This window comes from Clostridium sp. MF28, from assembly GCF_002969175.1.
GTDB classification, from domain to species: domain Bacteria; phylum Bacillota; class Clostridia; order Clostridiales; family Clostridiaceae; genus Clostridium; species Clostridium beijerinckii.
This window is the reverse complement of the sequence record NZ_CP014331.1, coordinates 317,098-332,022: the sequence shown is the minus strand read 5'-3', so window position 1 is coordinate 332,022 and position 14,925 is coordinate 317,098. Positions and strand designations below refer to the sequence as shown.

13 protein-coding genes are annotated in these 14,925 nt (G+C 29.9%); 8 read left to right on the top strand and 5 right to left on the bottom strand.

The annotated features are described in order from the left end of the window. The first annotated feature begins 21 nt into the window (after positions 1–21). Together AXY43_RS01335 and AXY43_RS01330 are read left to right on the top strand one after the other, a co-directional pair. On the top strand, positions 22–654 hold the full coding sequence (locus AXY43_RS01335) for a YkgJ family cysteine cluster protein (protein WP_087701971.1): 633 nt from the start codon (positions 22–24) through the stop codon (positions 652–654). 196 nt (positions 655–850) lie between these two features. Continuing rightward, entirely contained in the window at positions 851–1,099 is a 249-nt protein-coding gene (locus tag AXY43_RS01330; RefSeq protein ID WP_023975607.1) for a hypothetical protein, read from the top strand. Between the two features lie 160 nt (positions 1,100–1,259). On the opposite strand, the gene AXY43_RS27415 is transcribed toward AXY43_RS01330, so the two are convergent. Beyond that, entirely contained in the window at positions 1,260–1,397 is a 138-nt protein-coding gene (locus AXY43_RS27415) for a hypothetical protein (RefSeq protein ID WP_167514414.1), read from the bottom strand. 318 nt (positions 1,398–1,715) lie between these two features. Here AXY43_RS27415 and AXY43_RS01325 point away from each other — a divergent pair, with 318 nt between their 5' ends. Continuing rightward, positions 1,716–4,511: an SNF2 helicase associated domain-containing protein gene (locus AXY43_RS01325; RefSeq protein WP_243099147.1), complete on the top strand. Its 2,796-nt coding sequence runs from the start codon at positions 1,716–1,718 to the stop codon at positions 4,509–4,511. After that, a complete protein-coding gene (locus AXY43_RS27410) occupies positions 4,466–4,888 on the top strand; it encodes a DEAD/DEAH box helicase (RefSeq protein ID WP_347501435.1) in 423 nt (140 codons plus the stop codon). The genes AXY43_RS01325 and AXY43_RS27410 overlap by 46 nt, the downstream gene beginning before the upstream one ends. A 546-nt stretch (positions 4,889–5,434) precedes the next feature. On the opposite strand, the gene AXY43_RS01320 is transcribed toward AXY43_RS27410, so the two are convergent. Continuing rightward, entirely contained in the window at positions 5,435–7,690 is a 2,256-nt protein-coding gene (locus AXY43_RS01320; protein WP_023975604.1) for an SPFH domain-containing protein, read from the bottom strand. A 1,248-nt stretch (positions 7,691–8,938) separates the two neighbouring features. On the opposite strand from AXY43_RS01320, the gene AXY43_RS01310 reads away from it, so the two are divergent. Beyond that, positions 8,939–9,574 carry a reverse transcriptase domain-containing protein gene (locus AXY43_RS01310; RefSeq protein WP_105410818.1) on the top strand — a complete coding sequence of 212 codons (636 nt, stop codon included), beginning with the start codon at positions 8,939–8,941 and terminating at the stop codon, positions 9,572–9,574. A gap of 20 nt (positions 9,575–9,594) precedes the next feature. Here the strand turns inward: AXY43_RS01310 and istB are convergent, their stop codons facing one another. Together istB and istA are read right to left on the bottom strand one after the other, a co-directional pair. Beyond that, positions 9,595–10,347, bottom strand: a complete 753-nt coding sequence (istB, locus tag AXY43_RS01305; RefSeq protein ID WP_078114545.1) for an IS21-like element helper ATPase IstB — start codon at positions 10,345–10,347, stop codon at positions 9,595–9,597. Then, on the bottom strand, positions 10,340–11,635 hold the full coding sequence (istA, locus tag AXY43_RS01300; RefSeq protein WP_105410817.1) for an IS21 family transposase: 1,296 nt from the start codon (positions 11,633–11,635) through the stop codon (positions 10,340–10,342). Before istA ends, istB begins: the two co-directional genes overlap by 8 nt. A 61-nt stretch (positions 11,636–11,696) precedes the next feature. Here istA and AXY43_RS01295 point away from each other — a divergent pair, with 61 nt between their 5' ends. After that, a complete protein-coding gene (locus AXY43_RS01295; RefSeq protein ID WP_105410816.1) occupies positions 11,697–12,050 on the top strand; it encodes a reverse transcriptase domain-containing protein in 354 nt (117 codons plus the stop codon). 132 nt (positions 12,051–12,182) lie between these two features. Beyond that, on the top strand, positions 12,183–12,479 hold the full coding sequence (locus AXY43_RS28710; protein WP_171786255.1) for a group II intron maturase-specific domain-containing protein: 297 nt from the start codon (positions 12,183–12,185) through the stop codon (positions 12,477–12,479). 775 nt (positions 12,480–13,254) lie between these two features. Here AXY43_RS28710 and AXY43_RS01290 read toward each other — a convergent pair. After that, positions 13,255–14,301, bottom strand: a complete 1,047-nt coding sequence (locus AXY43_RS01290) for a fatty acid desaturase family protein (protein ID WP_023975601.1) — start codon at positions 14,299–14,301, stop codon at positions 13,255–13,257. Between the two features lie 314 nt (positions 14,302–14,615). On the opposite strand from AXY43_RS01290, the gene AXY43_RS01285 reads away from it, so the two are divergent. Further along, on the top strand, positions 14,616–14,924 hold the full coding sequence (locus AXY43_RS01285; protein WP_023975600.1) for a PTS sugar transporter subunit IIB: 309 nt from the start codon (positions 14,616–14,618) through the stop codon (positions 14,922–14,924). The last annotated feature ends 1 nt before the right edge of the window (position 14,925 follow it).

Genomic DNA, 14,925 nt, shown 5'->3' with positions numbered 1-14,925 from the left:
TTGAAATAGAGGAACTATAAAATGAAATTACTATTTGATGGCGAAGGAAAAGTGAATTATGACAAAATTGCTAAAAATACAACAGTTAAAGATGTGTTAGATGCAATTGATATATTTTTAAATAATAATCCTCTTGATTGTAATGGATGTGAGGAGAGCTGCTGCAAAAAGTCTTGGTCTGTTGAAATGGATAATGTATGTGTGAATAAACTAAGTAATTGGGATAATGAAGCTGCTTCGAATTTTGTGCAAGAAAGGTTAGTTAAAAAGAGAAATTACTATAGGGATTTTGATCAGTATGTATTAGATAAGAAAACTGACTGTAATTTCATAACAGAAACAAATCTATGCACTATATATGAAGAGAGACCAGTAATATGTAGGCTTTATATCTGTAGCGCGAGAAGTTATAGGTATAATGTGATTAGAGAACTGATAGGAAGTACATATTTAAAAGCACTTGTGCTTGAAGAGAAGATTAGAAAGAACGATTTCCCTGAACAAACGATTGATAAATATAAAAGAAATCCAGCAGTTTTTGCTAAAGAATACGATATACTTTTAGAAGAAATATTTGATTATGCAGAAGATGAAGGCTGGCTTTACTCAGATGAAAGAGATGAATTGTACGAAGAAATACCCCTAAATCTTTAACATAATTTTCGGTATAAAAGCATTGTACTAAAGTCATATACGCGCAGTGCTTTCTTATAGTCCAGATTTTTCTCAAATATAATTACAAGCAAGATGAATAAAAAATAACCATAAAAATGTAACTTTAGTGGAAATTAATTGAATAGAGGTATACAATAGTAATGTACATAAAAAATAAATAAAAGGACTTGATAAAATGGAATATCTATATTCAATATCTACAGTATTAAGCTACATATTTCTAGTATTATTTTTTATCAGAGTATTTATAAATAAGAAAGAAATCGACTTTAAAAGTAATAAACTTGAATGGCAGGTGCTTGCGAGTCTAATAATTTTAAGTATTGTACCAATGGCAAACACATTCTTAACTGGTTCAAGCATTTACTTTTCAATACTAATGAAACATGATGACTTTATAAAGCTTATGAACAGAGAGCTTTAGAAGAGTTTCAGGCTATCTATTATATATAGATAGTAACCCAGCTATTCCGACTTCAGAAGTATCAGTAAGATCTTGTTGAAGAAAGAATAACTGAACTTTCTATATGAAGTTAAAGTAAATTTATTTCAATTTACATTACCTTCCTTAGAATAATAATGTTTTATTGAGTTGTTTTTCCATTATCTAGTAACATTCGGCCAATAACCTTCTTAGGTCTTTTATTATTTTTAATGTTATTTCCCTTTTGTTTCTTTTCTTCTATTAATTTCTTCATCATTTCTATTTGTTTCTCATTCATGTTTATCCCTCCAGTGTAAGGCCTATTCATAAAATAACAAGTCGTAACTCTCGTATATTTTCTTTCATATGCCTATAATAAATCATATAATCCAAATGATTTTACAATTTTATAATTGATTGTATCATAGATTCAAAAGTTTATAAACGAAAATAGCAAATAATTAACTTATTCTAAATAAAATGATATAATTAAAAAATGTTTTTATAATATATAAAAAAGAACAGTAAAAGTTCCACATATTCATGTAAGTATGTAAATAAGTAGGGCAATAATTATAGTTATTAGATTATTAAATTAAAGGAATTGATTTGAGTTATGAATTTTAGTATTAAAAAATTATCTGAGAATTTTGAAGGAAAAATACAATTTCTAAAAAAACAAAAAGGAAACGAATTAGTTAGGGCTGGAAAGGTATTGAACTTAAGAGAAGTAGTTGACAGGGAAATGGAATTTATAGAGATTACTTCAAAAGTTTACTCTCAAACAAGTTATTCTCATTATGATGTAAAGGTGCTGATAGATGGAAATTCTAGCGAAATAAATGGTACATATTGCGATTGTTTAGATTTTCATAATAATACAACCCCAAGAAATAAGTATATATGTAAACATATATGTGCGGTATTGTCAAAATATATATTTGCAAGAAAAGCTAAAAACGAAGAGATTGCAAAGAAAGCCGAAAATATGGGGGAGGATATATTAAATAAGCTTAAAGTTTTAAAACATCCAAAAGAGAAAATTAAATTAGAGGTTAATTTAAACTCTAAGAAAACTAGTGGATATTTTCAAGCAGACTTTAAAATTGGAAACAAAAAAATGTATGTATTAAAAAGTGTAAAAGATTTTATAAAAGCGAGAACTGCAGGTCAAAATATTGAGTATGGAAAAGACTTTACCTATAATCCATTGGTGAATATATTTAACGAAATCGATGAAGATATAGTGGGGGTTATAGAAGAATATGTGGCTAACGATGAAATAACATATAGATATAGCAGTGGATTAATTGAGGGTAAATATCTCAATATTAATGATGTTTCTCTTAGACGTTTTTTACATATAGTAAAAGAAAAAAATATCACATATGATTTAGAAAAAGTTAAGATTATTGAAGATAATATTCCTTTAGAAATGGATATTGGTGAAAATAACGAAAAATATATTATAAAAATAAGTGAGGATTCATTTAAACCGCTAACTAGCAAATATGATGTTTTTTTATTTAATAAAAATATTTATTTGCCATCAAAGTCACAAATTGAGAGTCTTAAGATATTTTACGAGTATTTTAAAAATTTCAAAAGGCTGGAATTCAAAAAAGAAGCGGCTTTAGATATATTTAATGAAGTAATGCCAAAATTAGAAGTTATAGCTTCTAATATTAAAATAGATGAAAAAATTGATAACTTGGTAAAAAATGATTTAATAGCTGAATTCTTTTTGGATATAAGAAAGAAGCAAATAGTTTTAGATGTAAACTTAATGTATGGTGAAGAAAAATTAAAATATTTTTCTGGCCCAGAGAATAAAAATAAAATCATCATACGTGATTCAAATAAGGAAGAAAGTATTTTAGAAGTTTTAACTAACCTCAATTTTAATTATAAGGATAATATATTTGAATATGATGGAGATGAATATGATTTGTATTTATTTCTTGGAGATAAATATAAAGAACTTGAAGCATTAGGGGATGTTTATTATTCAGATAGGTTTAGAGAGAGGAAAGTCTACTATACACCTAAAATCCAGGCCAATATTAAAGAGAGTGAAGATAACTTTTTAGATTTTAATTTTGAAATAGATGATATATCTCCTAAAGAATATAAGAATATTTTAGAGGCTTTTAATAATAAAAGAAAGTATTATAAGCTAAAAAATGACAGCTTTATTAATCTTGAAGGAAAAGAAATTCAAGATTTTCTTACCTTGGTTGATAACATTACAAACGGCAATAAGGAAGGAAAAATAAAATTACACAAAAATAAAGCTATTGTATTAAATGATTATTTGGAAAATAGCAACTTGTCATTTATAAAAGGAAAAAATGTTGTAAAAGACATTGCAAATAAGGTTTTAGAATTAGATAAACTTGAATATATTATGCCGGATAACTTGAAAACGCAGCTCCGAGATTATCAAATAACTGGCTTTAAGTGGTTTAAGAATTTAAGTTATTTAGGTTTTGGCGGAGTACTGGCTGATGAAATGGGACTTGGAAAGACAGTACAGACTATTGCATTTTTACTATCTGAAAAAGATAAGAAGTCTTTAATAATTGCCCCAACTTCTTTAATATATAATTGGAAAAATGAGTTTTTAAAGTTTGCCCCATCTATGAACATATGTGTTGTCCATGGTAATAAGAATGAAAGAGTAAAAAACATAGAAAGCATAGATGAATATGATGTGGTACTAACTACTTACGGTACTTTAAGAAATGATGAAGAAAATTATGAGAAATTACATTTTGATTATTGTATCCTTGATGAGGGTCAGAATATAAAAAATCCTTTGGCTCAAAGTACAAAATGCGTCAAAAATATAAAAGCAAAAAACAAATTTGTATTAACAGGAACTCCCATTGAAAATAACTTAATTGAGCTGTGGAGCATTTTTGATTTTATTATGCCTAATTATTTATATAACTCAACGTTTTTCAAGAAAAAATTTATAGATAATGACAGTTCTGCAATTGAACTTCAAAAATTTATAAGACCTTTCATGCTTAGAAGGCTAAAAAAAGATGTTATTAAAGAATTGCCTGATAAAATTGAGAAAAATTATTATGTGGAACTGACAAAAGAACAAAAGAAAGTTTATTCTTCCTATGTGAAAGATATTAGAGAAAAAATGGAAGCCGAAAATTTTGAAGGGGATAAGATAACTATATTTTCCTATTTAACAAAGCTAAGACAATTATGTCTCGATCCATCCATAGTAGTAGATAAATACACAGGAGGAAGTGCAAAATTGGAAGAAGCTTTAAATCTTATAGAAGATAACATATCTAATGGACATAAAATCCTTTATTTTCACAGTTTACGTCTGTTCTTAATAATATTTCTAAAGAATTATCAGAAAATAAAATTAAGCATATGTATCTAGATGGAAGTACAAAAGCAACTAAGAGGTCTGAACTTGTAGATGAATTTAATGGCAGTGATAAGTACAAGGTATTTCTAATTTCACTAAAAGCTGGCGGGACAGGACTTAATTTAACTTCTGCTGATATTATTATACATTTTGACCCGTGGTGGAACCCTGCCGTAGAAGATCAAGCTACTGATAGAGCCCATAGGATAGGACAAAAGAATGTAGTTCAAGTATTTAAATTAATTTCAGAAGGAACTATTGAAGAAAGAATTATAAATCTTCAAGAAAGTAAAAAAGAACTTATTAATGGTATTCTTGAGAGTGATTATAAGAGCGAAAACACGCTCGGAAGCCTTTCAAAAGAGGAACTTATAGAGTTATTTTCATAGGAAAAATATATACTATGCATTTTATATAAAGACTCATATGTTATCAAATATAAAGATTAAATAAGTATACGTTGTTAGAATATTCTGTTGACATAAATTGAGATGTATCAAAATAACTTTAAAAGTTACTTTGATACATCTCGTTTTTACAGATATGAAATTTAAAGATTTGGATTATTAGATAAACATATTTATAAAGTTGTTAAGAATTTAAATTCGTATCTCAACTAGAAATCGTAAATATATTTGTGGAGAAAACATTTGAAAATGAGCTGTTAAAGGTTCTTAAGCAGAGAACCCAAATCTTTGATTTGGTGAGAATCGCTCAGTGAACGAATGTGAGTCGAGTTTCCGCTATTGGTTGTTCCATTTTAGCTTGTCAAACTGAAAGTTGGAGCATGCTAAAATGGATACAACCTGCTGCTTATAATCTTCAGCGATATTTTCATAGCTTTTCGGAACAAAATATTTATGATTTTGGTAAGTTACCACATAAATTTAGTTTTAGAGTTGGATATCTATATAATAATAGAAGTAAAAATAGGTTTATACTTCAGGTTCCTTGGCTGAAATATTATCTTTCTTTTTAGCTATCTTTGATTCTTTAGAAGAACTATTCTCTGATTGATTAGTTATATCAGAATGTGCAGGTGTAACAGTATTTACTATTGATCCATTAGCACTAGCCATATTAGCTAAAATCATGCTTAAAATTCCTTCCATAGCATTAGGAGTTTTTCCATCAGCCCCTCCCATAATTACTGTTTGTGGTACAAGAGGGGATTTGCTTATCTTTAATGCTTCTGCAAAAGCAGTTAATACGCTTTGTTGTACTTGTAATTCAGGACCGCCATAAGCATCAACTAAGGCTTTAGCAGCAGTACCTTTTGCAAGACCAACCTTTGTTTCTTGTTCTGCAGTAGCTTCTGCAACAGCTTTGATATTTAAAGCTTGAGCTGCACCGACTTTTTCAAGTTTGAAAGCTTCAGCTCCAGCTTGTAATTCTACTTGTTTAGCATTAGCAGCTGCATTAAGTTCAGTAGCTTTAGCGTTAGCGGCAGCTTCAGCTTCTTTTGTATATCTTAAAGCATCAGCTTCTTGAGTTCTCTTGTACTTATCAGCTTCAGCAAGTTTTTGAGTCTTTAAAGCTAATTGTTCAGCAAGTTTTAATTCAGATTTACCTTTGTTATCAGCAACTTCTATATCGATACTTGATTGAGTAAGAGCCGCTTGAGCTGCACTTTTAGCAATTGCTTCATTAAGTTCTCTTTGTTTTTCTGCTGACTTTTGTTTTGCTTCATTTGTTTTAATTTCTTCCAATGCAACTTGTCTATCTCTAAGTTGTGCAAGGATTAGATCAATTCTCTTATCTGTTGAAGAAGCGGCAGGTGTACCAATTAATACTTCCTGTAATTCTAAATCATATAATTTGAATTTTTCCTTCATTTCTTTAGAAGCTTGTTCTTGAATAGCGCTTCTATCCTGTACCAATTCAATTAAAGTCTTAGTTTGTCCAATATTCTTAAAGTAACCTGCAACCATAGGATCTAGTGATTGTTCAATAAGAAGTTTAATATCACCAAATCTTTGGATTACTGAAGAAGCTTTTCTATAATCAATATTAAACACTACAGTAAGTGGGAGATTAGGTTCAAAAGCATCCTTAGTTATAAGATTAATTTCTTTTAAATTATCATCTAGTTTATGATCTCCAACCTGACCGCTAATCCATTTTAATATAACATTAGTAGTAGGAACTGGAATGATTTTACCCGCATAAGTATTAAATGGATACTTACCTGGCATCATACATTCTCTCCAAATACCTTTCTTGCCTTGCTCAACAAGTTCTCCATGAGAGTAATCTGATCCAGATACATCTTCACCTTTTTCACCAAAGTAACTAACAACAACACCTACATAACCAATATCTATAATACTTTTTGGAACTATGTCCACATTAGCAAATAACCTATTAATAAAGTAAACACCATCTGTCAATACCTGCATCTGCTTACCTTTTCTACCACCAGCAGCTAAGAATTTTTCAGGTTCTTGGAAGTTACTATGGTAATATTCATTTGTAATACCATCACCAACTATTGGAGCGATTATAGCTCCGTTATCTGGAGTAGGTCCTTCATTAACAGTTACTATACCAATTGTATCTTTAGTTTTAATATTGTTTCCAAATTCATCTTGTTCAAGATTTTTTGAGCTCGAGATAACTACAGGAATGAATCCATTAACTCTAAGCAAGTCACTTCTCATAGTTTCTATTTGTTCTGATTCATCCTTTGAAGTAAATATTGAATGTACTTTATCCTTTGTAATTATGATAAACTGAGCTAGATTAAATGCATAAGTACCTTCACGAAGAATTTGCCTTTGAGGACCTTTTTGCCCTCTATTATTTAAAAAAGCTACTACATCCTGAAAGGATTTACACTCAGGAATAACTTTTCCTAAAGTTTGTCCATCTGCAAGACTTTCTCCTGATCTTGCAAATACATAACCTATCTGTCCTTGTGGAATTGTTACAAGTCTTACTTTCTTAACCTTGTACTTAAAAGGAGTTTTAAAATGCACTCCAGCTCTTAGAACGTGTGGCTGATAACCAGCTTCACCTTTCAATGCAATTAAACCATCAGCAGGTACAGACCCTTTTAAACTCCACCATTTTTCTACTATACCTACCTCATCAGTTCCGATACTTGTAAATCCTATGCCATAGAGTAATATAAATAGCGCTAAGATTCCAATACCCACATAAATTAAAATTGATATCGTTTCTGAATTCATAAAATTCCCTCCATAAATTTATTGTATTTTTTTTAGACATTTACTTGTTTAGGCACATGAAAGAAAATAATAGATCAAAGATGCGCTGAATATTTAGTGTCAGATAAGGAAACAAATTAAGCTAATAGCAGGTTTATTAGCTTAATTTGCTGACGCAGTATGACGCGAAATAGGCAAGCATACTGGTTTATTATTTCTTTGATTGTGCCTTGATTGGTATAGATAGTAATATATTATATTAGGCATTAATTGTAAATGTCCAAATTAGTCAAATTTCTTCATTAGATTTGTTGCGGTTACCAATTAGAATAAACTAAACTTTATTATCTTTCTCAATATCGTTAAATCGCTTTAAATCTACCTCCCATACATTTACTTTTTAAGAATATTTCAATGCATGCTGATTTATGAGCACTTTTTAGTAACTATTCCATTAAAGACTCCAATTATTAAATTTTTTTAATGTTATGTTTGCATAAACTAACACAATTGGATCACTTGCTTTTAAATGAATATCTCTTAGGGATAAAGGGCTTTTATCCATGGAGTGCACCAGTTTTACGTCCACATGAAGGAATTGGAAGGACCTTTATTCCATCTACTTTAAGCATGATATCTCTAGTAGTTAATTTTTTAATTGGGCTCGCTATATCAATTAGAAAATATAGATATGTTGAGTAAAGATGTAGCATAAATCTAAATTTATGTGGTAACTTACCGGTACGCCAAGCAAGGACGTAAAAGATAATGAGGGCTAACCTTCCTCATTATTACTATATAGCAGGTGGGAATCCTGCATGACAAAGGCCAGCAACCAGTCATTAGTTAGTCTTGGGCTTATTATGGCGATGTAATAAGTTAAGTGTAGACAAACAAGGTACCAGGCCGCAAGCGAATGCTGAAACTACTAGCCACGAAATTATCACAAAGTCAGAAAGGACGATAATATCGGTAAATTAGAAGTCAGAACATAGATAATCATTATTGCAAGAATATCTGTGCTTTCTCGTGGTTTTAAGGTGTAGCATGGTATACATTGATATAGTACGTCAACTTGGGAGGACTCATTATTCTCTGACTTCAGAGTATGGAAAACAATGATTAGAAATCAGAGGTATTCAAATGATAATGAGTAGTCGGATTACACCATAGTACTGAAGAAATGAGTAATGACCATGGAGGGAAGGGTGTAACATATTATAGACCTTGAAAAGAGAAACAGAAATTCTCACACAGAGGAGGAAAAAAATGTACACAAAACTTGAGAGGATAGCAGAAATAGCTGGAAATAATCCTAAAGAGAAATTTACATCACTAATGCATTTAGTTAACAAGGAAATGCTAATTTTATGCCATTATGAACTGAGCGGAAATAAGGCTACAGGAGTGGATAAGGTAACAAAGGAAGAATATGAAACTAACTTAGAGAATAATATTGATAATCTACTAATTAGAATGAAGACTTTTAAATATAGACCGCAGCCTGTAAGGAGAGTATACATAGATAAGTCTGGTTCAAACAAGAAAAGACCTCTAGGTATACCGGCATATGAAGACAAAGTTGTACAATTAGCCATTAATAAAATATTAAAATCAATATATGAACAAGATTTCATTGATAGTTCTTTTGGGTTTAGACAAAATAGAAGTTGTCATGATGCTCTTAAAATCTTAAATGTATATTTATCTGAAAAGAATGTGAATTATGTTGTAGATGCTGATATTAAAGGATTCTTTGATAATGTTGACCACAAGTGGTTGATGAAATTTCTTGAACACAGGATTGCAGACAAGAACTTACTTAGATATATAGGTAGATCTTTGAAAACTGGAATAATGGAAAACGGAAAGTATAAATGTCAAGCTAGAAATGTAACTTTTTGATCATTTAAGAATGTGGTTTTTTAATCTTCTTCTTGTTTAAAATGATCTTTTAGTCTATATGATTTTCCATTGATTGTAACAACATGGGCGTGATGTAAAATTCTATCTAAGATAGCACTAGCTATAACAGGATCATAAAAAATATCATCCCAAGAGTTAAAATTTATGTTGGTAGTTAAGATAGTGCTTTTTTTCTCATACCTCATATCAATTAATTGGAAAAACAGTTTCGAATCTTCTTTATCTATAGGTAAATACCCCAATTCATCAATAATAAGAAGTTTATACTTACTAAAATGCTTAAGTCTAGCATCTAACCTATTCTCTAAATTTGCTCGTTTTAGCTGCTGCAGCAAATCATTACACTTAATGAAATATGTACTGTACCGGCGCTTCGCAGCCGCGATTCCTATAGATGTCGCAAGATGTGTTTTCCCAACTCCGCTAGAACCTAAAAATACAATATTTTCTTGTGATTCTAAAAAACGCAGTGTTAAAAAATCCAATATTTGATCTTTATTAATTCCAGGTTGAAAATTAAAGTCAAAATCTTTAATTTCCTTTTGATGTGGAAAAGCCCCAACCTTAACCATTGATTTAATCATATTGGCTTCTTTACAGTCGATCTCGTGAGCTGTAAGCTTAATTAAAGCATCAACAAAAGATAGATTGTTTTTTGTTGTAAAATCAATAACTTCGTCCAAATGAGTAATCATTTGCTTCATCTTCAAATATTCTAAATTATTTATGAGTTGTGTATATGTACTATTCATTTTGATATATTTCTCCTATCATTTTCAAATTATTTCTGGCTACTTCTATCATTTCATATGAATTTTTATTAAATGTTAAACCACTGATTTCAGCATAATGATCAGCATGATAATTTAACTTCTGATTTTTTATTCTATGAATAGTAACTAACTTTGTGCTATAATACACATGTAGTTGATCATCATAAACTTGAAGTTTTAGTTTTTTACCTATATATTCTGGTGGTACAGAATATTGGTTTGATTTATATGAAATCATACTTTGGCGATTTACTTTAACATTTGTGGTGATTATTTTGTGGTGATTTCTTATCTGTACTTTAGGCAGTTCTGATAAGAAATCTTTTTCTTTTTCTAAATGCAATATGGGTATTTTACCAGTTGATGTATGGCATGTACCATTAATTCTATTGTTTAAATCCGAAACAAGCTTATGCAGACCTTCATAATCTAAGGTTCCATTATAGGCCCTTATTTCGTCTAATAGTTTCATAGGAGCCTCAACTTTTGCTTTTGTATTCGGTCTTCCTGCTATGCAGGGACGGACCTTAAATCCATAGTCATCTGCAAATTGTTGAAATTTATTGTTTACTTTTCCCTTAGAATAAGTAGTTCGAGGGTTATCCATAACTGTTTTCATGTTATCTGTTAGTAATTCTTTTGGCACACCTCCAAAAGTTTCGAATGACTCATCTAAAAAAGATAGTAGTATATCTTGCGTTTTATCAATCGATAATTTATATACTCTAAACCTTGAGTATGAAAGGATTGCCACAAAAATATTTATATTAATAATTTCACCTGTAGTCAAAACAAATTCTATATTTTCTTTCCAATCCAATTGTGCTTGTTGCCCTTTCTCCGTTTCATATCGCATAGGCGAAGCATTTGATATATGTCCTTTTTTCCTATTATTAAAGTACTCATTAAATTCTGAGTGATTAGAAATGTATCTTCTAAACGAAGATTGTGCGCAATCTAGTCCATGATTATCTTTTAGATATTGCCATAAAATACGTTTATAATAAAATACTTGAATTGAATCTTTGCTAAGAAGCTCTTTTATAATAGGCTCAAAAGCTTCTATTTTAGATTTGCATTTTCTAGTGGTAGGTTTGACATATCCATTTATATATTTGCCTACGGTTCGAGGATCAACTCCAAGTTCTCTAGCTATTTGGCTTTTATTTACTTTCAAATTGTTTACCTCCATAAGTGGCTTTAATTTATGAAGATCTTCTACCTTATTTATTTTAATTTCTGAATAAATGTTTGTTTGTATAATCATAATTACCCCCAATAAATATTGGGTAATTATAATTTATAAAAACTAATTTGTACATTCTTAAATGATCATTTCCTTACATTCTTATCTTATCATTTATAGAAAGTTTTATAAAGTATATGAAGGAACTCCACAAGGGGGAATAATATCTCCAACATTAGCAAACATTTATTTACATTATGTTTTAGATATATGGTTTAATAACTTTATCAAAAAGAAGTGTAAAGGACAGGCGTACATAGTACGCTATGCGGATGATTTTGTTTGCTGTTTTCAGTATGAAGACGAAGCGAAAGCTTTCTATGAAGCATTGAAAAACAGATTAGACAAATTTAACTTGCAGGTAGCTGAAGATAAAACTAAAATATTATATTTCGGTAAGAATGCCTACTATGATAGAAAATTCAAGAGAGCATGAAAGTTAGAATCATATAAAGATAGAACTTTTGATTTTCTAGGATTTACACACTTCTGCAGTTGCAGAAAGAATGGAAGTTTTAGAGTTAAGAGGAAGACTAGCTCAAAGAAATTTGGAGCTAGCATAAAGAGATTGAATGAATGGTTAAAGAATAATAGAACAGTGCCGCTCACATTATTAATGGAGAAACTGACACAGAGACTAATAGGATATTATAGGTATTACGGAATCACTGACAACAGTTTAAGTCTCGCAACTTTCAGATATTTAGTAAGAAAACTAACTTTTAAATGGCTAAACAAAAGAAGTCAGAAAAGAAGTTATAACTGGAGAAGTTTTGACACTATGTTTGAGTGCTTCAAAATACCTAAAGCTAAAATATATGTTAATATTTTCAACTTAAAAGAAGATATATCATATATACTGTGAATTATAATGTGGGGAGCCGTATGCGGGAAATCCGCACGTACGGTTCTGAGAGGGGTTAGGGAAGTGATTCCCTAGTCTACTTACCAAATCATAAATATTTTGGTTCCGAAAAGCTATGAAAATATCGCTAAAGGTTCTAAGCAGCAGGTTGTAGCCACTTTAGCATGTTCCAACTTTCAGTTTGATAAGCTAAAATGGAACAACCTACAGCTAAGAACCTTTAACAGCTCATTTTCAAATGTTTTCTTCATATTATGACCCTTGTGGTTACAAATATATTTATGATTTCTTGTGAATATATGAGCTTAAAGTCTTAGCAAATCTGAAAATATATTCATCTAATAACTCAAATTATTAATTTAGATATCTATAAATGATAAAAACAAAGACTTAAAGTAACTAACAGATACTTTAAGTCTTTGTTTTTAAAAAAATCTAATATTTATTACGAATTAAATCTTAATAATTTATATAGATAATACAATCATAAACTATGCTTAGACTATGAAATACCTTTCAACCAGAAATGAGTAATATATTTTTGTGGAATGTTTCATTGGTGATTTTGATGGATGTGATTCTTTGGCTATAAGTTGTTCCAAATGTGCTAGTTCAAAGCTTGTTCTTTGAGGCTAGCACTTTGGGTGCAACTTTATAGCCTTAGAATCACCCATCAGAATTACCTAGAAACTGGAACAAAAGTATATTATTCATTTCGGTGAGTTGTATGCATAAGTTTAAGTCTCAATTAGCTTATCTATATCTCTAATTCTATTTATAGATTGTGATAAGAAATTTTATTAGGTTTTAATCCTTTTTCTAGTGAAGTATATATACGTTTGTTTCTTGGATCTATTAATTCCTCGTTATTATAATAGATTCTAGGAGTTTTCCAAAGAAGCTTCAAAGCACTTAAAAGTGGCATTTGATGATATCTATCTGGCCATAGTTTTAATATTTCTTCCTTTACTAGAGAATAGTATTTAGGATTCATTCCTGGAAATAGATGATGCTCTGTGTGGTAAGAAAAATTAAAATGTAGAACATCAAGCCACTTTGGAACTGTTACTGAAAGACTATTAACCAAAGGATCATTTATAGGTACAAGAGGATTTAATCTATGATTACTTGATATATAACACATTACAATGAAATTTCCTATAAGGAATGGAAGTAAATATGAGAAAATCCATTTATCAGTTTCAACTAAGAAGAATAAACCTATCCATATAATCCAAGGGAGTATAAACTGAATCCATAGTTTTATGCTTTTTTGTCTTTTAAATTCCTTAACATATATAAAAAACATGCGAGTTCCATGAAGTGTAAATGAAATACTTAATGCTGAGAAACTAAATAGTGAGCGAAACCACAAAGGAAGTTTATAAATGTACTTTATAAAAGCTCTATTACTAAATTGCTCAAAGCTCATCCAAGCATCTGGATCATTTATTTCATGTTGAGTATTAGCATGATGACTCATATTATGCCACTTAATCCAAAGGTTTGGACCTATGCTTAATGGCAAAAAAGCTATCCCTCCAAGCAAGTTCTTTAACCAATGTGTTTTTACAACAGTGCCATGTAAGATTTCATGCCCAAGAAATCCTATGGATGCAAAACTAAAGCCTAAAACTAAAGATATTAAAAAGTTTATAATGTTATTAAATCTACATAGAGTAATTGTGAGTATTCCACAAATTATAATAATTGTATATGCAAGTCCTCCAAACAGCCTTGAAGGTACTGGTTTAAATGCATTTTTAGGTAGTTTGGGGGATATCTTACTAGCATACCACCCTATATTATGAAGTTCTTTCATCGATTTTACCGCCTTTCGTGATCTATAAAGTATCAATAATATTTATCTAATCAACGTACATGGATTTAAAATATAATTTCCAAAGTACTTAATTTATGTTAACAATAATCATTATCAGTTGTCAATAATTATTTGTTAATATTCTTTTGCAAAACTAAATTTGTTAATTTATGAAACAAAATTTCAAGCATAATCATTTTTTATGAAATTTTATTAAATTAAAACCAAAAGCGGGTAATAATACGGTTAGCACTAAAATACATATATTGTAAAGCAGCATTTAAATATATTGCTAATTGAAGGGGGATATTGTTATGAAAGTTTTAATGGTTTGCTCCGGGGGAATGTCTAGTGCAATTGTTGTACAAGCGATAAAAAAGGAAGCTGATAAAGAGGGATTTGATCTAGAAATCAAAGCAGTAGGAACTAGCGATTTTGAGGATGAAATTCAGCAAAATAAATATGATTTAGTTTTAGTTGCGCCTCAGGTAAGACATAGGTTAAATGGTTTTAAAGATCAAGCTAATGAATATAATCTTGAAGTAACTGCTATTGAACCAATGGGATATACACCACTTGGTGGAGCAAGAGTTCTTAAGCAAATAAAGAGCTATTGTAAGTAAA

Coding starts and splice junctions, on each gene's coding strand:
- AXY43_RS01320 (WP_023975604.1), bottom strand. CDS start 7,690: ATGAATTCAGAAACGATATCAATTTTAATTTATGTGGGTATTGGAATC.
- istA (WP_105410817.1), bottom strand. CDS start 11,635: ATGATTATACAAACAAACATTTATTCAGAAATTAAAATAAATAAGGTA.
- AXY43_RS01285 (WP_023975600.1), top strand. CDS start 14,616: ATGAAAGTTTTAATGGTTTGCTCCGGGGGAATGTCTAGTGCAATTGTT.
- AXY43_RS01310 (WP_105410818.1), top strand. CDS start 8,939: ATGTACACAAAACTTGAGAGGATAGCAGAAATAGCTGGAAATAATCCT.
- AXY43_RS01335 (WP_087701971.1), top strand. CDS start 22: ATGAAATTACTATTTGATGGCGAAGGAAAAGTGAATTATGACAAAATT.
- AXY43_RS27415 (WP_167514414.1), bottom strand. CDS start 1,397: ATGAATGAGAAACAAATAGAAATGATGAAGAAATTAATAGAAGAAAAG.
- AXY43_RS01290 (WP_023975601.1), bottom strand. CDS start 14,301: ATGAAAGAACTTCATAATATAGGGTGGTATGCTAGTAAGATATCCCCC.
- istB (WP_078114545.1), bottom strand. CDS start 10,347: ATGAATAGTACATATACACAACTCATAAATAATTTAGAATATTTGAAG.
- AXY43_RS01330 (WP_023975607.1), top strand. CDS start 851: ATGGAATATCTATATTCAATATCTACAGTATTAAGCTACATATTTCTA.
- AXY43_RS01325 (WP_243099147.1), top strand. CDS start 1,716: ATGAATTTTAGTATTAAAAAATTATCTGAGAATTTTGAAGGAAAAATA.
- AXY43_RS01295 (WP_105410816.1), top strand. CDS start 11,697: ATGATCATTTCCTTACATTCTTATCTTATCATTTATAGAAAGTTTTAT.